We start from the raw sequence: 21,554 nt of genomic DNA, 5'->3' as shown, positions 1-21,554 counted from the left end.
TAAGATACACCGAGGGGATGAAAGATCTCTATTCTCACAGGAAAGAAACAATAGAGAGAATCTTTGGGACAGCCAAAGAGAATCATGGATTTAGATATACACAGATGTATGGAAAGGCGCGGATGGAAATGAAGGTCGCGCTTACCTTTGCGTGTATGAATCTAAAAAAGCTTGCAAGAATCAAGAATGAATGGCGGTTAGAAATGGCCTGATAAGGGCTGTTTTGACCATTTTTATTATGAAAATCCGGCTTAAGAAGAAAAATGGTCTTGAGAGCTATGCTCTCAAGACCACTTTGTCTACAGTCTGATACTTTTATATATAAAAGTATCTTTTTTCTTATGAAAGACAGACAGCTGGTTTGGTGATTCAACTACACTAGAGCTTACGACTTGAATTGCAACATGAGGTGGAACATGATAAAGAAGGAAATGATCGCCATGCTACTGGCAGGGGGCCAGGGTAGCAGACTGGGAGTGCTGACAGCCAATATGGCTAAGCCGGCAGTATCTTTTGGGGGAAAGTACAGGATAATTGACTTTCCGCTTAGTAACTGTATTAATTCCGGAGTGGACACTGTGGGTGTCCTTACACAATATCGTCCGCTCAGACTTAATTCTCACATTGGAATAGGTATACCGTGGGATCTGGATCGTAATTTCGGTGGAGTAACTGTGCTTCCGCCTTACGAAAAGAGTGCCAACAGTGAGTGGTATACCGGTACAGCCAATGCTATTTACCAGAATCTTGAATACATGGAAAACTATGATCCGGATTATGTGCTGATTCTCTCCGGAGATCACATATATAAGATGGATTATGAGACCATGCTTGATTTTCATAAGGCAAGTAACGCAGACGTTACCATTGCCGTTATGCCTGTGCCCATCGAGGAAGCTTGCAGGTTCGGAATCATGATCACTGATGAGAACAAGAGGATTGTTGATTTTGAAGAAAAGCCCGAGCATCCCAGAAGCAACCTTGCTTCTATGGGTATCTATATCTTTTCATGGGAAGTATTAAAAAAGGCTCTTATAGACAATAAAGATCTTCCGGGACTTGATTTCGGTAAGCATATTATTCCTTACTGTAAGGAAAAGGGACAATCTCTTTTTGCTTATGAATTTGATGGATACTGGAAGGATGTAGGAACACTTACTTCATATTGGCAGGCCAACATGGAGCTTATAGATATCGTTCCCGAGTTTAATCTCTACGAAGAGTATTGGAAGATCTATACTTCAAGCGGCATTCAACCGCCACAGTATCTGGGACCCGACAGCGCTATGGAAAGGTGTATAGCGGGCGAGGGATGTGAGATATACGGTAAAGTATATAACTCGATCATCGGTCCGGGTGTAAAGATAGGAAAAGACACTGTGGTCAGCCACTCCATCATAATGAACGAAACAGAGATCGGGGAAGGCTGCAACATAGAAAAGGGTATAATCGCCGAGAAGGTTAAGATAGGAAACAACGTGCACATTGGTGCATTTGAAGAAAAGCCCAACGAAACAAAACCGGGCATTTACTGCGAGGGGATCTGCACAATAGGAGAGAAATCCGAGATTCCCGACAATGTAACCATCGGAAAGAACACCATGATCTTTGGAAAGACATCTTCGGAAGATTATCCGGACGGTGTTTTGGACAGCGGAAGAACACTAGATAAGGCAGGTGATTGACATGAGGGCGATTGGCATTATTTTAGCGGGCGGAAGCAGTAGTAGAATGCAGGAGCTTTCCAAGAAAAGAGCCGTATGTGCGATGCCTGTTGCAGGTTTTTACAGAAGCATAGATTTTGCTCTGAGTAACATGACAAACTCTCATATTCAGACGGTTGCGGTATTTACTCAGTACAATGCGGGAAGTCTTAATTCACACCTTAGTTCTTCAAAGTGGTGGGACTTCGGAAGAAAGCAGGGCGGATTGTATGTTTTCACACCGGCAGTTAAGGCGTCCGGAAACCTGTGGTACAGAGGAACCGCGGATGCGATAGCTCAGAACCTTGATTTCCTCAGAAGTTGCCACGAACCGTATGTAGTAATAACATCCGGTGACTGTGTGTACAAGATGGATTTCGGTAAGCTTTTGGAATATCACATCCAGAAGCAGGCAGATATAACCGTTGTATGTAAGGATATGCCGGCATCTTTTGACACCGAGAGATTCGGAACGATAAGGATGAACGAAGAGAGCAGGATTGAGGATTTTGAGGAAAAACCTGTTGTATCAAGATCAAATACAATCTCCTGCGGTATATACGTTATCCGAAGAAGACAGCTTATTGAGCTTATAGAAAGAGCTGAGGAAGAAGAAAGATACGACTTTGTTAGAGACATCCTTGTAAGATACAAGGATATGAAACGTATCTACGGATACAAGATAAAAGAGTATTGGAACAACATTGCTTCGGTTGATGATTATTTTAGGACCAATATGGATTTCCTAAAACCTGAAGTAAGAGAGTACTTCTTTAGAGAGTATCCCGGAATCTACACCAAGATAGAAGATCTTCCGCCGGCCAAGTACAATGTCGGAGTTAACGTTAAGAACAGTCTTATCTCCAGCGGATGTATCATAAACGGAACCATAGAAGATTCGGTGATATTCAAAGGAGCTTTTGTAGGCAATAACTGTTATATTAAGAATTCTATCATCTTGAATGATGTTTATATCGGCGACAACACGCATATAGAAAATTGCATTGTAGAGAGCCACGGTACGATCCAAGCGAACTCGTACTACAAAGAAGATAACGGCATCAAGATAGTGGTAGAAAATAATGAACGCTATGTAATCTAGTTTTCTAGATCAGATTAACCAAGAGGGGGTTACACGATGAAAATTACAGACGTCAGAGTAAGAAAGGTTACCAAGCAGGGCAAAATGAGAGCAGTTGTATCTGTTACATTTGATAATGAATTCGTTGTTCATGACATCAAAGTAATAGAAGGCGAGAGGGGCTTGTTCATCGCTATGCCGAGCAAGAAGTCTACGGACGGCGAGTACAGAGACATAGCTCATCCCATCAATTCGGATACCAGAAAGGTCCTGCAGGATACGATCCTTGAGGCTTACGATAAAGCCGCTGTCGAAGAGGGCGAGGAAGAGCCTGTATTATAAAATTGTTCAAGACATATAATCTTTTGGGGCTGTTGAGACAGCCCCTTTTTTTCATGTGGTTGAAAATGATATGATATATGATAAGGATTTGTAATATTGGAGGAGATGTAGTAGTGTTGGGTTTGTTAAAAAGACTATTCGGAAATAAAGAAGAGGAAACAGGCAATATGATAGTGATAGCGGGACTTGGAAATCCCGAAAAGAAATACTTCGGGACAAGGCACAATATCGGCTTTGATGTTATAGACGCCTTGTCTGACAAATACAATATAGGTCTTACAGAAACCAAGTTTAAGGCGGTTTATGGAAAAGGAAGAATCGGCGATCAGAAGGTTATTCTGGTCAAGCCCATCACATATATGAATCTCAGCGGAGAGGCGATAAGACCGATCTGCGATTACTTCAAGGTTGACACCAAGGAAGAGCTTATCGTTATATCGGATGACGTTGAGCTTGACGAGGGTAACATTAGAGTAAGACCCAAGGGAAGCGCGGGAGGTCATAACGGACTTAAGAACATAATCGCGCAGCTCGGACATGATGAATTCAGCAGAGTCAGAGTCGGTGTCGGCAAGAAACCCAAGGAGTACGACATGGTAAACTGGGTTCTCGGACACTTTGAAGGAGAGGCAGCAGTTCTTATTAAGGAAGGAAAAGAAAGAGCTGTCGCAGCAATAGAAGAGATAATTGAAAACGGCGTGGACAGCGCCATGAACAAATACAACGGGAAGAAATAATGAGAGCAATCACGAGTCCTCTTAAGGAACTTAAAGAATTTGATGAAATAAATGAGTATCTCGATAAGCCCTTCGCCTGCGCAGAGGTGACGGGCTGTGTTGATTCGCAGAAGCTTCATTTTATAGACGGACTCGGCGCTGAGTTTAAGTATAGGATCATCGTTACTTACAGTGATCTTAGGGCAAAAGAGATCTATGAAGACTACAAGTATTACGACAAGAATGTCACAGTCTATCCCGCCAAAGACCTTATCTTTTATCAGGCGGATGTTCACAGTAACGAAGTTGTAAGACAGAGAATCCGCTGCATGAGAAGGCTTCTCGAGGGGCGCCCGGTTACAGTCGTGACTACTTTCGCGGCACTCATGTCCCCGCAGATAAAGCCCGAAGTGATCAAAGAAAGTATATTAAGCATCGATAAGCACAGACCCATAGATGAAAAAGAGATCGCTAAGAAACTCGTTTCCATGGGATATGTAAGAAACTACCAGGTCGAGGGACCCGGTGAATTTTCAGTAAGAGGAGATATCGTCGATGTCTTTGATCTTACGGAAGACAACCCATACAGAATTGAGCTTTGGGGAGATGAGATCCAGTCTATACGAAGCTTTGATATTTTGTCTCAGAGATCTCTTGAAAAGCTTGAATCCATAGATATCTATCCGGCATCGGAGATCATTCTTGATGATAAGCGCCTTGAAAAGGGAATGGCGAGAATAGAGGAAGAGACAGAAAAAGCTTATGAGACTTTGAGAAGTGAGTTTAAAACTAAAGAGGCGCATCAGCTTAAAAAACTAACTGAGGAGCTTAGAGAGCAGCTCTTTGAGCTTCATTCAATGGTGAATCTTGAGAGCTACATCAGATATTTTTACGATGACACTGTCACTATGCAGGAGATGTTTCCTAAAGGAAAGAGCTGTATCTTTATCGATGAGCCGCAGAGAGTTTTTGAACACGCCAGTGCGGTGGAACTTGAATTTAAAGAGAGCATGACTCACAGAGCCGAGAAGGGTTATGTTCTTCCCGGTCAGATGGACATTCTTTATTCCGTAGACAACTGTATCGCCAGAATGGGAAACGGAAGAAGAGTACTCGTTTCGGCACTTGCAATGCCCAAAGCCCAGAATCCTTTTGCTCCGGAAAAGAGCTGGGATATAAGAGCAAGGAGCGTTGCGCCTTACAATAACAGTTTCGATTCCCTTGTGTCCGATCTTAAGAACTATTCAAAGAACGGATACAGGGTTCTTATTCTGTCCGGATCAAGGACAAGAGCAAAAAGAATCGTAGAAGACCTTCGCGATAATCTCGTCACCTCTTTTTACAGTGAAGATCCCGGAAGAGTTTTACGACCCGGCGAGATAATGACTTACTACGGAAGGATACTGAAAGGTTTTGAGTATCCCGACATTAAGTTCGCGGTTATCGCAGAGAGTGATATTTTCACCGAGCACGTTAAAAAGAGAAAAAAGAAAAAAACCAAATATACCGGAGAAAAAATTTCCGATTTCGCCGACCTTAAGATTGGCGACTACGTTGTTCATGAAGAACACGGACTTGGAATCTACAGAGGTATTGAGAAGGTTGAGACTGACCACGTCGTCAGAGACTACATAAAGGTTGAGTACGGCGGGGGAGGAAATCTCTATATTCTCGCGACCGGCCTCGGCGTAATTCAGAAGTATGCTTCCGGCGGAGATTCCGAGAACGGACACAAGCCAAAGCTTAATAAGCTCGGAACGCTTGAGTGGACACATACCAAGAGCAAGGTAAAAGCGGCCGTAGAAGAAGTTGCGCAAGACCTTGTCGAACTCTATGCAAAGAGGCAGCAGACCAAAGGCTATGAGTTTAGTAAGGATACGGTCTGGCAGCAGGAATTCGAAGATTCTTTTCCCTATCAGGAGACAGAAGATCAGCTTACTGCTATTGAAGATACCAAAAGAGATATGGAGTCCTCGGTTATCATGGACAGACTTATCTGCGGTGATGTCGGATTCGGAAAAACTGAGATCGCGATCCGCGCTGCGTTCAAAGCGGTACAGGATGGAAAGCAGGTTGCGGTGCTTGTACCGACTACCATTCTTGCTCAGCAGCACTACAATACTTTTGCCGAGCGCATGCGTAACTTCCCCGTAAGAGTGGATCTTATGTCCAGATTCAGAACTGCGTCCGAACAGAAGAAGACTGTTGAAGATCTTAAGAAGGGACTTGTTGATATTGTTATCGGAACCCACAGACTTCTTTCAAAGGATGTCGCATATAAAGATCTTGGGCTTCTTATTGTGGATGAGGAGCAAAGATTTGGTGTAACACACAAGGAAAAGATCAAGACCATGAAAGAAAGCGTTGACGTTCTCACACTTACGGCAACGCCTATTCCGCGTACCCTTCACATGTCACTTGTAGGCATCAGAGAGATGTCTGTTTTGGAGGAGGCTCCAAACGACAGACTGCCCATTCAGACTTATGTCATGGATTACAACGATGAACTTGTAAGAGAAGCCATTGTAAGAGAGCTTTCAAGAGGCGGGCAGGTTTATTATGTATACAACAGAGTAAATACAATTGCAGATACCGCTGCGCAGATTCAGAAGCTTGTTCCGGAAGCCAACGTTGCTTTTGCTCACGGACAGATGAAAGAGTCTGAGCTTGAGAGAATCATGTATGACTTTATAGACGGAACCATAGATGTGCTTGTTTCCACAACAATCATAGAGACGGGACTTGATATTCCAAACGTTAATACTATGATCATTCATGATTCTGATAAGATGGGACTTTCTCAGCTTTATCAGCTTCGCGGAAGGGTCGGAAGATCCAATAGGACCGCCTATGCATTTCTCATGTACAAAAGAGATAAGATGCTAAAAGAGGTTGCCGAAAAGAGACTTTCTGCTATCAGAGAGTTTACCGATCTTGGAAGCGGATTTAAGATTGCTATGCGAGATCTTGAGATAAGAGGCGCCGGAAGTCTTCTTGGAAAAAAGCAGAGTGGTCACATGCAGGCAGTTGGATATGATATGTACTGCAAGATGCTTGAGGAAGCAGTAAGGCACAAGAGAAGCCTTGGTGGCGATAGCGAAGAGGAAGTGTTCAATACATCTATAGATCTGGATGTAAGTGCATTTATTCCCGATAATTATATCCTGAATGAAGAGCAGAAGCTTGAGATATATAAGCGAATAGCAAGTCTTGAAAATCAAGGCGAGTGTGATGATATGAAGGATGAGCTCAGCGACAGATTCGGAAAAGTTCCGGATACCGCGATAAATCTTTTGCGCATATCACTTCTCAGAACAAAAGCGCATTCTCTTTTTATCTATGAGATCAAGGGCGGTGGCGGCAAGATAGAGATCAGCGTAAGCCCGACAGCCAAGATAAAGGCAGAGAACATACCTGCGTTTCTTGATTCGTACAAAGGAAAGATGGTATTCCATACTGCCAAGACACCTGTGTTTGTATATAAGTATGTGAAGGATAAAAATGCGAATAAGGCAGAGCGTCAGCTTTTGGACGACGCCGAAAAAATCGTGGCGAAGATGGAAGAGCTACTTCTTTGAAGATGTGGTATTATGGAAGGCAGATGTTTTATTTGAAAAAAGAAATTGGATGAGGCGAAAGTTCTTTTGCCCAAAAGATAATAAGTAGTACGGAGGAGATTAGAAGTAATGATCAATGAAAGTTTTAAGAGCATGCTCGGAGCTAAGTCCGTGATCAGAGAGCTTTCAGAGTATGCAACTGCAAGAGGAAAAGAGATCGGATACGAGAACGTTTTTGATTTCAGTCTCGGAAATCCAAGCGTTGAAGTTCCCAAGGAATTCACGGACGAGATGATAAGACTTCTTCAGGAAGAGGATACAATGACTCTTCACGGATATACACCAAGTCTTGGTAATCCTTTATACAAAGCGGAGATAGCAAAATCACTTAATGAGAGATTCGGAATGAACTACGGCCCCGAGCACATCTTCCCTACAACGGGAGCTGCAGGAGCTATCGCGCATGCTGTTCGTTCGATAACAAAACCCGGAGACGAAGTGATCGCATTTGCTCCTTTCTTCCCCGAGTACGGACCTTACATTACGGGAGCAGGCTGCAAACTCAGCATTGTTCCTGCAGATACAACAAGCTTCCAGATCAACTTCGAGAAGTTTGAAGAGATGTTAAATCCCGGGGTAATGGCTGTTCTTGTAAATACACCCAACAACCCTTCGGGTGTTGCATATTCAACAGAGACACTTACAAAACTTGCCAAGATCCTTACTGATAAATCAAAAGAGTACGGACATGTTATTTATCTTATGTCCGATGAACCTTACAGAGAGATCGTGTTTAAGGGTGCGGATGCTCCTTACGTATCAAAGTTCTACGACAACACTCTTAGCTGCTATTCATTCTCCAAATCACTTTCACTTCCAGGAGAGAGAATCGGTTATGTTGCAGTTAATCCTGCTTGCGAAGGAGCAGAATTTATTGTTCCTATGTGCGGACAGATTTCAAGAGGAACCGGACACAACTGTCCTCCTTCCATCATTCAGATGGCGGTTGCAAAAGTGTGTGGAATGACAGCTGATCTTTCAGTATATGAGACCAACATGAACATTATCTACAACACACTTACAGAACTCGGTTTTGAAGTGGTTAAGCCCGGCGGAACTTTCTATATCATGCCCAAGGCACTTGAAGAAAGTTCAATCGAATTCTGCAAAAAAGCCAAAGACTATGATCTTATATTTGTTCCGACAGACGGATTCGGAGCACCCGGATATTTCAGAATGGCTTACTGCATCGATACCGAAAAAGTAGAAAGAGCTATGGAAAGACTTCGTAAATTTGTAGCAGAGGTTTATGGAAAATAATTTAAAGGTGGTAGTTTAAATATGAATAATAAAAAGACGACAAAACCTTTTGTGTTTTTTGTTATAACCGTTGTATATACATTGCTTATCACATTCGTTGACAGAAAGCCCGTCGGCGCGGAAGGAACAAGCGTAGGCTTTTCTTGTTTCAACACAGTGATACGTGATGCGATAGGACTTAATGTTATGTGGGACAAGATCACGGATGTGTTTATGCTCATCGCAGTTCTTGTTGCATTGTACTTTGCAGTGATGGGACTTCTTAGTCTGATCAGGGAAAAGAGTCTTCTTAAAGTAGATAAAGATCTCTATGTGCTTGCCGGAATTTATGTTGTGATCGCAATTCTTTATGTTGCTTTTTCAAAGATACCGATCAACTACAGACCTTTTCTTTCACCCGGAGAGACTGAGCTTGAGACATCATTTCCATCAACACACGTACTTGTTGTAGGAACTATTTTAAGTACTGCAGTTATTAATCTTAAAAAGAAAATCGAAAATCAAAAACTTATAAAAATAATTACTTATCTTTCTGTTTTTATTATCGTGATGACTGTGATCGGAAGATTACTTTCAGGTGTTCATTGGTTCACCGATATAGTAGGCGGAGTGCTGATGTTTCTTACACTTACGGCAGCTTATGCTTCCGTGGCAGACAGGGTTTCTTCAAAAGATTGAACTAAATAATTAGAAAAAATGCGGCGCTGTGTTTTGTGATGACCTCGAAACACAGCGCTGTTCTTATGTGCGGACGTTGACAATGTATCAAAACAAGCGTAAACTATATTACGTAACTACTTTATTGTTATAACGAGCTACAAAAAACATAATGTTTTTTCTTATTGAGGAGGATGAATAAATGGCTGAGATTAATAAACCCGAAGCTACTATCAAGCCTGTTGCAACAATCAAGACACCTACAGTTACAGCAGAGGTGAAGCCTGCAGCACCTGCTAAGCCTGAAGTAAAGGCTGAAGCAAAGAAGCCCGCTGCAAAGAAACCTGCAGCAAAGAAGACAACAAAGAAAGCTACAGCAAAAAAGACAACGGCTAAAAAGTCTACTGCAAAGAAGACTACTGCTGCTGCTTCTAAGACTACATCTACAAAGACAGCTGCAAAGAAAACAACAGCCAAGAAAGCAACTACAGCTAAGAAGGCTACAACAGCTAAAAAGGCTGCTACAACAAAGACTGCAGCAAAGAAGACAACAGCCAAGAAAGCTACCACAGCTAAGAAAACAACAGCAGCTAAGAAGACTGCTACAAAGGCTACGGCAGCAAAGAAGACAACTGCAAAGAAAACTACAGCTAAAAAGACAACGGCTAAAAAGTCAACTGCAAAGAAGGCTACAGCTAAGAAGGCCGTTACCAATATGAAGGTTAATATCGAGCTTCAGTATTCTTACAAGCATCTCCCTTACGATGATATCGTTGCATGCGTAAAGAATAATTATAAGAATGAGATGGCCGGCGATGTTAACGGTATCAAGAAGCTCAGCATTTATATTAAGCCTGAAGAGAATGCAGCATACTATGTTGTAAACGATAAGGTTCAGGGCAAGGCTGATATCTGATATACAATATCTTTTATGAGTTTATATTATTTGAGTTTGTGAATGTGAATAGCAACTATCCGAGAGATTGGGTGGTTGCTATTTTTTTTATAAGACTGGCAATCGATTCTTAAATTGTTTTGAAATGGATTGTTGGGATTTGAGGGTGATAAGTAAGATCCGTAAGGGCTTATGCGAAAGTGTAATAAGAGTGATAAAATATTACAAGACACAGACTTTGCATACATGAAAGGAATCGCAAGATGGAATTATTTGACGGAAGACCAAAGAGTACAGAAGGAAGACTTTCAAGAGAAGTTCGCACTTATGATTTTCTTGATAAGCTTGGAATAAATTATAAGAGAACAGATCATGCTCCCGCAGACAATATGGAAGCATGTAATGAGATCGATAAAGTTCTTGAAGTTATAATCTGCAAAAATCTTTTTCTCTGCAACAGACAGAAGACCAAATATTATCTTCTCATGATGCCCGGGGATAAAAAGTTTAAGACAAAAGAACTGTCGTCACAAATTAATTCTGCAAGACTATCATTTGCGGACGCAGATGATATGCTTAAGTTTCTTGATATCGAGCCGGGCGCTGTCAGCATCATGGGACTTATGAATGATAAAGAACATGCCGTGCAACTCCTTATAGATGAAGATGTAAAGAAGGGCGAGTACATCGGATGTCATCCATGCGTGTGCACATCAAGTCTTAAGATAAAGACAGAAGACATCTTCAATAAGTTTCTTCCTGAGGTGGGACATGAACCTGTGATTGTGCATCTGATCGGGGAGGATTGAGAAAGATTGTTTTCATAGGAGGAATTTTGTATGAGGAAAAGGATATTTGAGATCATTGAAATATCGGAAGATAATGACAGAGCCAGTTCATATTACGATGCTTTTATGCTTGTTTCAATAATAATAAGCATACTTCCCCTTGCATTTAAGACGCATTATTCCTTTTTCCATTATACGGATATTGTAACGACATTTATCTTTATTGTTGATTACTTACTTAGGCTTTCTACAGCAGATTATAAACTGAAGGATTCATCAGCTTTGTCGTTTGTGAAATATCCATTCACGCCATGGGCAGTTATTGACCTTGTTTCGATACTTCCAACTATATCAGCGCTCAATAGTGGATTTAAACTGCTTAGATTATTCCGTATTTTCAGAACATTTAGAGTGTTCAGAGTACTTAAGGCATTCAGATATTCAAGAAGTGTTTAATCCTTTAATGGTTGGAACCGTAGAGCAGTGCATAAAACAATTCTTTGTTGAGGCAGGTTGCTTATTAGGAGAGGTTGAAGAGGCAATTACTGTTGCGTTACCGGAGATGATAGCAGCGAGTCTTGCGGATGGGACATTACCTATCGGAGAGATAATTGCGCTGGGAATTCTTGCAGTAACCATTTATATGATTCATCAAGAGAATAAGGCTAAAAAGGATGCTGCAAATTCATCAGGTGAGGCACAGGAAGTAGAAGGAAAAGAAAAAGCGGAGTCAGAGACCAGTGCTGCCACAGGTGGGAACAGCGGAGATGACGATGATGATAAACAAAAAGATGATAAAAAAGAAAAGGAGCAGGCTTTTAAAGATAATGATGGCGAAGAACTGAGCAATATGACGAGGCAAGAATTGGAAGAAAACATGCCTGAGGATTGGGATTATCAAGAACATAATGGGCGTGTTCATATAAGAGATTCGAATGGAAAAATGCGAATCAGAATTGATGAGCCAGAAACTAAACCGCCTGCGAGAACTCCTTATAGGCATATGCATATATATGATGAGAATGGAAATTCTTTAGATATTAATGGCAATATTGTTGATAAATATGATCCATCCGGTCATATTCCATATTCTGATTAAATGGAGGGAAAAATGTTAGCTGATATTAATAAAAAGATAATAGAGACAGACTATTGTGATAAGGAAGTATTAGGTTTTGTGAGTGATTTCTTTGGAGATGAGATTACTATTTTTATCGATATAGATGGTGAAAAATGTTGGAAAATCAGTTTTTTAATGTGTTCACATGTACAATATGATACAGATGCTGCTTGGGGTTGGAGAAAAAAAGTAAGTCTAGTAAGAAATATGAATAAACAACAGCTTGGTTATTATTGTCAAGAGATTTCTGTAATGGAGAATACGGAAGCGGAAGGCTTTTATGATGTACACTTTGATTTATCAATAATTACAGGGTATTTGACGTGTAAAGATATTGTTTTTGAGCAAGTGTCAAGCAGACAAATTAATAAGTTTTGGGAGATGAATTAGTATATACATAAGGCATACTACAATGGATAATATGATTAAAAAAATAAATTCTTTTAAAAACGGAGAGAAACTTATTGTAATTTGGGGTGATGATAATAATCGGATTACAATTGAGGGAACCATTGATACAATCTACGAATCAGATAATTGCTTAGATGAAGATGATCCAAACTACAAAGAGTTTTATGCATGTGCTTTCAAGGTTGATAAAGTTCTTGATGCTATAGGAAATTCAAATATGGAAGTTGGTAAACTTATCGAAATTTCAGTAGATAATCAACCTGTTCAGATCTTTGATATAAACAGAAATCTTATTTGGGATATAAATATAGATGGATTATGAAAAAATGCACAGTAATGCTTCACCGCTAGAATTATGGTATAACGGATTAATAAATAAAAGTATTGATGAGCTTTCGATTTTAGATATTTCCCGTATGCTTAGGCAAGGTGTTCTGTTAGATATGGCGATGACCAAAGCAATGGATATATTGATAAGTAATCCTTTTGAGGGAGAAATATATGATGGAGATTTATTAAAACAGGTAATAAGAGCATTAAAATCCAAAAAAGTTTTTTAATGTGTTCACATGTACAATATGATTGACAAATTAAAAGAAATAATAATAGCAACAGATTACTGTGATGCCAGAGTGTTTGATTTCAGATGTGATTATTTTGGAGATGAGGTTTATTTGTTTTTAGAGAATGATGATAATTCCTGCTGGAAAATTTCATTTCTAATGTGTGCATCAGTACAATATGAAACTGATGCTGGCTGGAGTAAATCGTGGAGACATAATCCTAAATATGTTTGTGAAATGAGAAAGTCACAACTTGGATATTTTTGCCAAGAGATAAGTCTTGATTATTCAAATAAATTTGAAGGATTTATTGATGTAACTTTTGATTTATCTATAATGAGTGGAAAAATAACATGTAAGGAAATAAAAGTTGATAAAGTAAACAATGAAGATTGTGATTTTTTTTGGAATAATACTTCCAAGTAAATTAAAACAAGGATTATGCATTTGGCCTAATTTATGTTGTCATGTGTGAACAATATGAATATTTTGATTGAATTTATTCAAGTCTGATGATGAAGATGATTGATATGAACTTTTAAGTATAGAGGAGTTAATAGTAATGTTCCAATCAGGAGAGAGCGATGGCGACATACGTAATTTCAGACCTACACGGACAATATAAAATGTTTTTAAAGCTGCTTAAGAAAGTGACTTTCTCTGATACTGATGAATTATATATGCTTGGTGATGCGGTGGACCGCGGACCTGACGGAATAAAAATTTTGCAGCATGTAATGAACTCTGATAACATGCATTTTCTTTTGGGCAATCATGAGGTCATGATGCTTGAAGTTCTTGACCGAAGCGGAGTAGCAAAGTCCGAAATGAGCAGTTACCGGGGATTGGAAGCGGAGCGCTGGCTTACATGGAACGGTGGCGACAAAACATATAACAAGTACAAACGTCTCAAAAAAGAAGAGCGCGTGCAGTTGATGAACTGGCTTTATTCCTGTCCGCTTTCAATAAAGACGGAAGTAAATAAAAAGATATTTCTTTTGACTCATACGGCGTTTCTGGCGGATATGATCGATGTGCCTTTTAAAGAGATAGGTGAGCGTGAGGTGAATTACATTGTTTGGAATTCACCGTTTAGGCCGGATCTTTATAAGGATATTCGAGATTATATTTACTTCAAGCCGTGGACATTTATCATTGGTCATGTTCCCGCATGTTACATGGCAGATATTGTATATGGCGAAGGAGAGCACGAACTTTCTTCTTTTACCGTAGAGAATGTAATTGACATTGACGGAGGCTGCGCAAGCGGCGGAAAAGATAATAAGGCTTCAAGGGGCGCGATCCTTTTACGCCTAGATGACATGAAGGAATTCACAATGTCTTTTGCCGAATATGAATCCGAAAAGAAATAACAGTCTGAATTTAATGATCTGTAGACTCGATATGCACACAGATGCAAAACGAGTTTACAGATTTTTCATTATTACAGATAGTTGACATCAACCATAGGTAGTGATATTTTAATGTTAGCACTCAATCATGGTGAGTGCTAACACTTTAAAAACCATCCCATGAATTTAACCGGTGAATGCATAGGAAGGTGGACATTTTGGAACTTGATGAGAGAAAAAGAAAAATACTTAGAGCAATAGTTCAGAACTATTTGGAGACGGGCGACCCTGTCGGAAGCCGTACAATCTCCAAATACACCGATCTTAACTTAAGCTCCGCTACCATCAGAAATGAGATGGCGGATCTCGAGGAGATGGGGCTTATTATTCAGCCACATACTTCCGCGGGACGTATTCCTTCGGATCAGGGCTACAGAGTTTATGTAGATGAGATGCTTGGGGATAAGGAGAAGGAAGTTGAGAACATGAAGGAGATGCTTCTTGATAAAGAAGAAAAGCTTGAGAATCTCCTTAAGCAAGTGGCCAAGACTTTAGCGATCGACACCAATTATGCCACGATGATCTCAGCGCCTCAGATCAAGAAGAACAAGCTCAAGTTCATACAGATTTCCAAGGTAGATGATGAGCATCTTCTTGCGACTATTGTTATAGAAGGCAACGTCATCAAGAATAAGATTATTCCCGTTGAGGAAGTTCTTGATGATGCGACTATGCTCAAACTCAACATACTTTTGAATACCAGACTGGACGGACTTGCGGTTGAGGACATTAACCTCGGACTTATATCCGCAGTTAAGCAGGAAGCGGGTATTCACAGTGGAATTATCGGAAACGTGATCGACGCTGCGGCTGAATCAATCACTGCAGATGAAGATCTTCAGATATACACGAGCGGAACGATGAACTTTTTCAAATATCCCGAACTTACGGACAGCACCAAGGCGGGTGAACTCATCAGCACATTTGAGGATACCAAGGATCTTGGCAGTATCGTAGAGGGAACTCTTTCCGCAGAGACGGATGAGACCGGAATTCAGGTTTACATCGGAAGCGAGACTCCCGTACAAGCCATGAAGGATTGCAGTGTTGTAACCGCAACCTATGAGCTTGGAGATGGAATGCGTGGAACGGTCGGAATTATCGGACCCAAGAGAATGGATTACGACAAAGTTATTTCTACTCTTAAGAATATGAGACATGCCCTGGATGATCTTTATAAAAAGGGCAAGTAGTACATTGATAAATAAAAAGAATTTTGTTCAGGAGGCAATAAGTTGAGTAATACAGAAAAGCAGGCTCATGAAAAGGCAAAGAAGCCTGTGAGCGATAAAGAAAAAGAAGTTCTCGAGAACATCATGGATGAGCTTGAGAAAGAGGCTCAGGAAAAAGAAGAAACTGTAGCCAAGACATCTGAAGCAGAAGCTGCAGAGGCCAAGGCGGAAGCAAAAGGCGATGAAGCCGAAGAAGCTTCTGAGGATAAGAAGAAAGGTCTTTTTAATAAAAAAGAAAAGAAAGACCCTCTTAAAGAAAAAGTTGACGAGCTTAACGACAGACTTATGAGACAGGTCGCTGAGTTTGATAACTTCAGGAAGAGAACGGACAAGGAAAAGGCTCAGATGTTTGAGCAGGGCCAGGGCAGTGTCCTTGAGAAGCTCCTTCCCGTAATAGATAATTTTGAGCGAGGACTTCTGGCAGTTCCCGAAGAGGAAAAAGACGGAGCCTTTGCGGATGGCATGAACAAGATCTACAAGCAGCTCATGAAGCAGATGGAAGATCTTGGAGTAACCCCAATTGAAGCTGTGGGTAAAGAATTCGATCCAAACCTTCACAATGCGGTTATGCAGGTGGACAGCGAGGAGTATGATTCCGGAGTTGTTGCACAGGAACTTCAAAAGGGATATATGTTCCACGATACCGTGCTAAGACACAGCATGGTTGGTGTTAGTAAATAAAACTACAGAATATAAAGATAGTATACGGAGGAAATAAAAATGAGTAAGATCATAGGTATCGACTTAGGTACAACAAATAGCTGCGTTGCAGTTATGGAAGGTGGTAAGCCCACTGTTATCGCTAACGCAGAGGGAGCAAGAACAACACCTTCAATCGTAGCATTTACAAAGAACGGAGAGAGAATCGTAGGTGAGCCCGCTAAGCGTCAGGCTGTTACCAATGCAGACAACACAATCTCTTCAATCAAGAGAGACATGGGTACAGACAACGGACGTACAATCGACGGCAAGAAGTACTCACCTCAGCAGATCTCAGCAATGATCCTGCAGAAGCTTAAGGCAGATGCAGAGCAGTATCTCGGCGAATCAGTAACAGAAGCGGTTATCACTGTTCCCGCTTATTTCAATGACGCACAGCGTCAGGCAACAAAGGACGCAGGTAAGATCGCAGGTCTCGATGTAAAGAGAATCATCAACGAGCCTACAGCAGCAGCTCTTGCTTACGGTCTTGATAACGAGAAAGAGCAGAAGATCATGGTATACGACCTTGGTGGTGGTACATTCGACGTATCAATCATCGAGATCGGTGACGGTGTCATCGAAGTTCTTTCAACAAACGGTGATACACACCTTGGTGGTGATGATTTCGACCAGGCTATCATCAACTGGATGGTACAGGATTTCAAGAATAAAGAAGGCGTTGACCTTTCAGGCGACAAGATGGCTATGCAGAGACTTAAGGAAGCTGCAGAGAAGGCTAAGAAGGAACTTTCTTCTTCAACAACAACCAACATCAACCTTCCTTTCATCTCAGCAGGTGCTGACGGCCCTAAGCACTTTGACGTAGACCTTACAAGAGCTAAGTTCGAAGAGCTCATTCATGACCTCGTAGAGAGAACAGCTATCCCTGTTCAGAACGCTATGAAGGACGCAGGTCTTACAAACGCAGATATCGGAAAGGTTCTCCTTGTTGGTGGATCAACTCGTGTACCTTGCGTTGTTGAGAAGGTTAAGCAGCTCACAGGCCAGGAGCCTTCCAAGAACCTCAACCCTGATGAGTGCGTAGCTATCGGTGCTTCTATCCAGGGCGGTAAGCTCGCAGGAGATGCAGGCGCAGGCGACATCCTTCTTCTTGACGTAACACCTCTTTCACTTTCAATCGAGACAATGGGTGGTGTTGCTACAAGACTTATCGAGCGTAACACAACAATTCCTACCAAGAAGAGCCAGGTATTCTCAACTGCAGCCGATAATCAGACAGCCGTTGACATCAACGTTCTTCAGGGTGAGAGACAGTTCGCTAAAGACAATAAGTCACTCGGACAGTTCAGACTTGACGGAATCCCTCCGGCAATGAGAGGTGTTCCTCAGATCGAAGTTACATTCGATATCGATGCAAACGGTATCGTTAACGTATCAGCTAAGGACCTCGGAACAGGTAAGGAGCAGCACATCACTATCACAGCAGGTTCCAACATGTCTGATGAGGATATCGATAAGGCTGTAAAAGAGGCTCAGGAGTATGAGGCTCAGGATAAGAAGCGTAAAGAGGGTATTGATGCCCGCAACGATGCTGATGCATTCGTATTCCAGACAGAAAAGGCTCTTCAGGAAGCAGGCGACAAGATCGACGCTTCTCAGAAGCAGACTGTAGAAGATGACATCAAGGCTCTTAAGGAGACACTTGAGCAGACTAAGGATAAAGAGCTTTCAGACAGTGAGATCGACTCACTCAAGAGCCAGAAAGAAAAGCTCATGAATGACGCTCAGGCACTTTTTGCTAAGATGTATGAGAATGCACAGGCAGCCGGTGCAGGCCCTGATATGGGTGCACAGAGCGCAGGTCCTGACATGGGCGGAGCTTCAAACGCAGCTGATAACAACGACAATGTTGTAGACGGCGATTACAGAGAAGTTTGATGATTGAGGAGTATTATGTCAGAACAGAAGCGTGACTACTACGAGGTGCTTGGCGTTAGCAGAAGCGCCTCGGACGACGAGATAAAAAAAGCATACAGAGTGCTTGCCAAGAAGTATCATCCGGATATGAATCCGGGTGATGCATCTGCAGCCGAGAAGTTCAAAGAGGCTTCTGAGGCTTATGCGGTTCTTAGCGATCCCGAGAAAAAGCGCCAGTACGATCAGTTCGGACATGCGGCATTTGAAGGTGGCGGAGCCGGTGGATTCGGAGGCTTTGACTTTAACGGTGCCGATTTCGGTGATATCTTCGGCGATATCTTCGGTGATTTCTTCGGTGGCGGAAGGTCACGTGGCGGAGCAAGAAGCGGCCCCTCTAAGGGAGCCAACATCAGAGCCAGCGTCAGGATCACATTTCTTGAGGCTGTATTTGGCTGTGAAAAGGAGCTTGAGCTTACCATTAAGGATCCTTGCCCTAATTGTCACGGCACAGGGGCTAAGCCCGGAACTACCGCTTCAACCTGTACACGATGCGGCGGTAAGGGACAGATTGTATATACACAGCAGTCTTTCTTTGGTACCGTAAGAAATGTTCAGACCTGCCCCGATTGCGGAGGAACAGGTAAGATCATCAAAGAGAAGTGTCCTGATTGCCACGGATCCGGTTATATCGCAAGCAGAAAGAAGATCAAGGTCAGCATTCCCGCGGGAATCGATAACGGACAGAGCGTTAGGATCCGCGATAAGGGTGAGCCGGGAATTAACGGCGGACCCAGAGGAGATCTTCTTGTAGAAGTTGTTGTATCCGATCATCCTATTTTCCAGAGAGAGGGTATCAACATCTATTCAATGGTTCCCGTTTCATTTGCTATTGCTGCACTTGGCGGAACGGTTCTTATCGATACCGTTGACGGTAAGGTTGCATATGATGTAAAGGCCGGAACTCAGACAGACACAAGAGTAAGACTTCGCGGAAAGGGCGTTCCTTCACTTCGTGATAAGGATGCGAGAGGCGACCACTATGTAACACTTGTGGTTCAGGTTCCCGATAAGCTTTCCAAGGAAGCAAAAGAACTGCTTAAGAAGTTTGATGAGAAGACAGGTGATTCACTTACAGCCGCCGAGCGTATGATGGGATCAAAAGATTCCGATGACGACGGCCCCGGAAGTAACGGCGGAAAGAAAAAGAAATCTTTCTGGAAGTGATTTTGCATAAAAAACGATTTGTGTTATACTTCCGTAGTTAGAATAATAACTACGGAAGTTTTTTAAGTAATCACCAGACTCGGTATTATCGAGTCGTGGTGTACTACTTAGTTCCGGCGAGCGGATGCGAGAGCGGAACCTCATTGAAATAGGTGATTATCATGAAATGGATGCGTTTTAGAGTTCGTACCAATGAAGAATCGGAAGATATAATAGTAAGTTACCTTCAGGACATCGGTCTTGAGGGCGCTCAGATTGAAGATAATGCTCCGCTTTCGACAGCGGATAAGGAGCAGATGTTTATTGATGCTCCCGAACTTGAGCCTGACAAGATCAATACTGAGCTTACAGGCGGCGCGGCATATCTCAATTTCTTTTTGGAGATTGATGATGACAATATGCTTACCATAGAGCTTCCGGATGACAACGGAGAGTACGTTAAGATAAAGAAGACTCCCGAAGAAGTGCAGTCAGAGATGAAAGAAAAGCTTGATGAACTGAGAAGCTTTTCCGATATCGGAGACGGCACTATATCTGTTGATGTGACAGAGGATATAGATTGGATAAATAACTGGAAGCAGTATTTCCATAAGTTTTATATAGATGACATTCTCGTTATTCCTTCATGGGAAAAAGAGACTGATACCGATAAAGAGAAGGCAGAGATGGTCCTTCATATTGATCCGGGAACGGCTTTCGGAACAGGTATGCATGAGACAACGCAGCTCTGCATCCGCATGCTAAAAAAGTATGTGACGCCTGATACCGAGCTCCTAGATGTGGGAACCGGAAGCGGAGTTTTATCTATCCTTGCGCTTATGTTCGGTGCCAAGCATGCTATGGGAACGGATCTTGATAAGTGCGCAGTTCCCGCTGTTAAAGAGAACATGGAGAACAACGGGATTGCTCCCGATAAGTTTGATATGCTCATCGGAAATATTATTGATGATAAAGAAGTGCAGGATAAGGTCGGTTACGACAAGTACGACATAGTTGTTGCAAACATTCTTGCCAACGTTCTTGTGCCCCTTACACCCGTGATCCTGAACCAGCTTAAAAAGGGCGGTATCTATATCACATCGGGTATCATCAATACCAAAGAAGAAGAGGTTAAAAAGGCGCATCTGGATGCTGGTCTTGAGATTTTGGAGATTCATCACCAGGGAGATTGGGTTTCAATTACTTCGAGGAAAAATTGATGTATCATTTTTTTGTTGATAGTTCTGCTATTTCCGCCGATCTCAAAAAAGTTGAGATAACGGGAGACGATTACAATCACATAGCTAATGTCCTTAGAATGAAGGTCGGAGAGCAGTTTTCCGTAAGCATCAGAGAAGAGGGCGACGGACGAGAACTCTTTTACGAGATAGAAGAGATAACGGGATCATCCGTTATAGGGAATCTTTGTTTTGTAGAGGAAGTAGGGAACGAACTTCCGTCCAAGATATATCTTTTCCAAGGACTTCCCAAAGTGGACAAGATGGAACTTATTATTCAGAAAGCCGTAGAGCTTGGCGCATTTGAGATAATACCCATGTCTACCAAAAGATGTGTCGTTAAGCTTGACGAAAAGAAAGCGGAGAACAAGATAAAGCGCTGGAATGCGATATCGGAGGCTGCAGCCAAGCAAAGTAAGAGAGCGGTAATCCCCAAGGTGACAATGCCTATGACGATAAAACAGGCTGTCGCATATGCAAAAGAACTTGATGTAAAGCTCATTCCTTATGAGCTTGCCGAGCATATAGATGAGACCAAAAAGATCATAGAATCCATAGAGCCGGGACAGAGTATAGGTGTGTTTATCGGACCCGAAGGAGGCTTTTCCGAAGAGGAGGTTGCACTTTGCAAAGAAAACGGCATACTTCCCATAACGCTCGGGAAGAGGATTCTCAGAACCGAAACAGCAGGATTTACTGCTATTTCATGGCTAATGTATCATTTAGAAGGATAAAA

The 21,554-nt window shown here is 41.9% G+C and carries 22 protein-coding genes and 1 pseudogene; all 23 read left to right on the top strand.

Going from position 1 to position 21,554, the window contains the following annotated elements; genetic code table 11:
* Window positions 1-310: pseudogene (locus BM377_RS10095) on the top strand (transposase); the annotation flags it as partial.
* 106 nt (window positions 311-416) lie between these two features.
* A complete protein-coding gene (locus tag BM377_RS10090; RefSeq protein WP_092247548.1) occupies window positions 417-1,685 on the top strand; it encodes a glucose-1-phosphate adenylyltransferase in 1,269 nt (422 codons plus the stop codon).
* A 1-nt stretch (window position 1,686) separates the two neighbouring features.
* A complete protein-coding gene (gene glgD / locus BM377_RS10085; protein WP_092247542.1) occupies window positions 1,687-2,805 on the top strand; it encodes a glucose-1-phosphate adenylyltransferase subunit GlgD in 1,119 nt (372 codons plus the stop codon).
* Between the two features lie 36 nt (window positions 2,806-2,841).
* The gene (spoVG, locus tag BM377_RS10080) at window positions 2,842-3,126 is read left to right on the top strand and encodes a septation regulator SpoVG (RefSeq protein ID WP_092247539.1); all 285 of its coding nucleotides are present in this window, start codon (window positions 2,842-2,844) and stop codon (window positions 3,124-3,126) included.
* Between the two features lie 113 nt (window positions 3,127-3,239).
* A complete protein-coding gene (gene pth, locus BM377_RS10075; RefSeq protein ID WP_330392974.1) occupies window positions 3,240-3,863 on the top strand; it encodes an aminoacyl-tRNA hydrolase in 624 nt (207 codons plus the stop codon).
* Window positions 3,863-7,420, top strand: coding sequence for a transcription-repair coupling factor (mfd, locus tag BM377_RS10070; protein ID WP_092247536.1), 3,558 nt, complete (start codon window positions 3,863-3,865; stop codon window positions 7,418-7,420). Before pth ends, mfd begins: the two co-directional genes overlap by 1 nt.
* Window positions 7,421-7,528: 108 nt before the next feature.
* Entirely contained in the window at window positions 7,529-8,719 is a 1,191-nt protein-coding gene (locus BM377_RS10065) for a pyridoxal phosphate-dependent aminotransferase (RefSeq protein ID WP_092247533.1), read from the top strand.
* Between the two features lie 21 nt (window positions 8,720-8,740).
* Window positions 8,741-9,397: a phosphatase PAP2 family protein gene (locus BM377_RS10060; RefSeq protein WP_092247530.1), complete on the top strand. Its 657-nt coding sequence runs from the start codon at window positions 8,741-8,743 to the stop codon at window positions 9,395-9,397.
* A 181-nt stretch (window positions 9,398-9,578) separates the two neighbouring features.
* Window positions 9,579-10,292: a DUF6465 family protein gene (locus BM377_RS16340; protein WP_177223851.1), complete on the top strand. Its 714-nt coding sequence runs from the start codon at window positions 9,579-9,581 to the stop codon at window positions 10,290-10,292.
* 242 nt (window positions 10,293-10,534) lie between these two features.
* Window positions 10,535-11,080: a prolyl-tRNA synthetase associated domain-containing protein gene (locus tag BM377_RS10050; protein ID WP_092247527.1), complete on the top strand. Its 546-nt coding sequence runs from the start codon at window positions 10,535-10,537 to the stop codon at window positions 11,078-11,080.
* A 30-nt stretch (window positions 11,081-11,110) separates the two neighbouring features.
* Entirely contained in the window at window positions 11,111-11,515 is a 405-nt protein-coding gene (locus tag BM377_RS10045; RefSeq protein WP_092247524.1) for an ion transporter, read from the top strand.
* A gap of 7 nt (window positions 11,516-11,522) precedes the next feature.
* Window positions 11,523-12,158 carry a hypothetical protein gene (locus BM377_RS16420; protein WP_207646912.1) on the top strand — a complete coding sequence of 212 codons (636 nt, stop codon included), beginning with the start codon at window positions 11,523-11,525 and terminating at the stop codon, window positions 12,156-12,158.
* 12 nt (window positions 12,159-12,170) lie between these two features.
* A complete protein-coding gene (locus BM377_RS10035) occupies window positions 12,171-12,569 on the top strand; it encodes a hypothetical protein (protein WP_092247521.1) in 399 nt (132 codons plus the stop codon).
* A gap of 22 nt (window positions 12,570-12,591) precedes the next feature.
* Entirely contained in the window at window positions 12,592-12,912 is a 321-nt protein-coding gene (locus BM377_RS10030; RefSeq protein WP_092247518.1) for a hypothetical protein, read from the top strand.
* Window positions 12,902-13,150 carry a contact-dependent growth inhibition system immunity protein gene (locus BM377_RS10025; RefSeq protein ID WP_092247515.1) on the top strand — a complete coding sequence of 83 codons (249 nt, stop codon included), beginning with the start codon at window positions 12,902-12,904 and terminating at the stop codon, window positions 13,148-13,150. Before BM377_RS10030 ends, BM377_RS10025 begins: the two co-directional genes overlap by 11 nt.
* Window positions 13,151-13,159: 9 nt before the next feature.
* Window positions 13,160-13,579: a hypothetical protein gene (locus BM377_RS10020; RefSeq protein ID WP_207646911.1), complete on the top strand. Its 420-nt coding sequence runs from the start codon at window positions 13,160-13,162 to the stop codon at window positions 13,577-13,579.
* A gap of 158 nt (window positions 13,580-13,737) precedes the next feature.
* Window positions 13,738-14,526 carry a metallophosphoesterase family protein gene (locus BM377_RS10015; protein ID WP_092247513.1) on the top strand — a complete coding sequence of 263 codons (789 nt, stop codon included), beginning with the start codon at window positions 13,738-13,740 and terminating at the stop codon, window positions 14,524-14,526.
* A 176-nt stretch (window positions 14,527-14,702) separates the two neighbouring features.
* Entirely contained in the window at window positions 14,703-15,758 is a 1,056-nt protein-coding gene (gene hrcA / locus BM377_RS10010) for a heat-inducible transcriptional repressor HrcA (RefSeq protein ID WP_092247510.1), read from the top strand.
* Window positions 15,759-15,800: 42 nt separating this feature from the next.
* The gene (gene grpE, locus BM377_RS10005; RefSeq protein ID WP_242948145.1) at window positions 15,801-16,478 is read left to right on the top strand and encodes a nucleotide exchange factor GrpE; all 678 of its coding nucleotides are present in this window, start codon (window positions 15,801-15,803) and stop codon (window positions 16,476-16,478) included.
* A 39-nt stretch (window positions 16,479-16,517) separates the two neighbouring features.
* On the top strand, window positions 16,518-18,398 hold the full coding sequence (gene dnaK / locus BM377_RS10000; protein WP_092247507.1) for a molecular chaperone DnaK: 1,881 nt from the start codon (window positions 16,518-16,520) through the stop codon (window positions 18,396-18,398).
* 15 nt (window positions 18,399-18,413) lie between these two features.
* Window positions 18,414-19,601, top strand: a complete 1,188-nt coding sequence (dnaJ, locus tag BM377_RS09995) for a molecular chaperone DnaJ (RefSeq protein ID WP_092247504.1) — start codon at window positions 18,414-18,416, stop codon at window positions 19,599-19,601.
* Between the two features lie 161 nt (window positions 19,602-19,762).
* A complete protein-coding gene (gene prmA, locus BM377_RS09990) occupies window positions 19,763-20,800 on the top strand; it encodes a 50S ribosomal protein L11 methyltransferase (RefSeq protein ID WP_092247501.1) in 1,038 nt (345 codons plus the stop codon).
* Window positions 20,800-21,552: an RsmE family RNA methyltransferase gene (locus BM377_RS09985; protein ID WP_092247498.1), complete on the top strand. Its 753-nt coding sequence runs from the start codon at window positions 20,800-20,802 to the stop codon at window positions 21,550-21,552. The genes prmA and BM377_RS09985 overlap by 1 nt, the downstream gene beginning before the upstream one ends.
* Window positions 21,553-21,554 lie beyond the last annotated feature (2 nt).

It is taken from the genome of Butyrivibrio sp. INlla21 (genome assembly GCF_900116875.1).
GTDB lineage: Bacteria > Bacillota > Clostridia > Lachnospirales > Lachnospiraceae > Butyrivibrio.
The sequence above is the reverse complement of the archived record's forward strand: the minus strand, read 5'-3'. Positions and strand labels throughout refer to the sequence as shown.

What these genes read in the sequence shown, in the direction of transcription:
- BM377_RS10090 (WP_092247548.1), top strand. Translation starts at nt 417, where the DNA reads ATGATAAAGAAGGAAATGATCGCCATGCTACTGGCAGGGGGCCAGGGT.
- glgD (WP_092247542.1), top strand. Translation starts at nt 1,687, where the DNA reads ATGAGGGCGATTGGCATTATTTTAGCGGGCGGAAGCAGTAGTAGAATG.
- spoVG (WP_092247539.1), top strand. Translation starts at nt 2,842, where the DNA reads ATGAAAATTACAGACGTCAGAGTAAGAAAGGTTACCAAGCAGGGCAAA.
- mfd (WP_092247536.1), top strand. Translation starts at nt 3,863, where the DNA reads ATGAGAGCAATCACGAGTCCTCTTAAGGAACTTAAAGAATTTGATGAA.
- BM377_RS10065 (WP_092247533.1), top strand. Translation starts at nt 7,529, where the DNA reads ATGATCAATGAAAGTTTTAAGAGCATGCTCGGAGCTAAGTCCGTGATC.
- BM377_RS10060 (WP_092247530.1), top strand. Translation starts at nt 8,741, where the DNA reads ATGAATAATAAAAAGACGACAAAACCTTTTGTGTTTTTTGTTATAACC.
- BM377_RS16340 (WP_177223851.1), top strand. Translation starts at nt 9,579, where the DNA reads ATGGCTGAGATTAATAAACCCGAAGCTACTATCAAGCCTGTTGCAACA.
- BM377_RS10050 (WP_092247527.1), top strand. Translation starts at nt 10,535, where the DNA reads ATGGAATTATTTGACGGAAGACCAAAGAGTACAGAAGGAAGACTTTCA.
- BM377_RS10045 (WP_092247524.1), top strand. Translation starts at nt 11,111, where the DNA reads ATGAGGAAAAGGATATTTGAGATCATTGAAATATCGGAAGATAATGAC.
- BM377_RS16420 (WP_207646912.1), top strand. Translation starts at nt 11,523, where the DNA reads ATGGTTGGAACCGTAGAGCAGTGCATAAAACAATTCTTTGTTGAGGCA.
- BM377_RS10035 (WP_092247521.1), top strand. Translation starts at nt 12,171, where the DNA reads ATGTTAGCTGATATTAATAAAAAGATAATAGAGACAGACTATTGTGAT.
- BM377_RS10030 (WP_092247518.1), top strand. Translation starts at nt 12,592, where the DNA reads ATGGATAATATGATTAAAAAAATAAATTCTTTTAAAAACGGAGAGAAA.
- BM377_RS10025 (WP_092247515.1), top strand. Translation starts at nt 12,902, where the DNA reads ATGGATTATGAAAAAATGCACAGTAATGCTTCACCGCTAGAATTATGG.
- BM377_RS10020 (WP_207646911.1), top strand. Translation starts at nt 13,160, where the DNA reads ATGTACAATATGATTGACAAATTAAAAGAAATAATAATAGCAACAGAT.
- BM377_RS10015 (WP_092247513.1), top strand. Translation starts at nt 13,738, where the DNA reads ATGGCGACATACGTAATTTCAGACCTACACGGACAATATAAAATGTTT.
- hrcA (WP_092247510.1), top strand. Translation starts at nt 14,703, where the DNA reads ATGCATAGGAAGGTGGACATTTTGGAACTTGATGAGAGAAAAAGAAAA.
- dnaK (WP_092247507.1), top strand. Translation starts at nt 16,518, where the DNA reads ATGAGTAAGATCATAGGTATCGACTTAGGTACAACAAATAGCTGCGTT.
- dnaJ (WP_092247504.1), top strand. Translation starts at nt 18,414, where the DNA reads ATGTCAGAACAGAAGCGTGACTACTACGAGGTGCTTGGCGTTAGCAGA.
- prmA (WP_092247501.1), top strand. Translation starts at nt 19,763, where the DNA reads ATGAAATGGATGCGTTTTAGAGTTCGTACCAATGAAGAATCGGAAGAT.
- BM377_RS09985 (WP_092247498.1), top strand. Translation starts at nt 20,800, where the DNA reads ATGTATCATTTTTTTGTTGATAGTTCTGCTATTTCCGCCGATCTCAAA.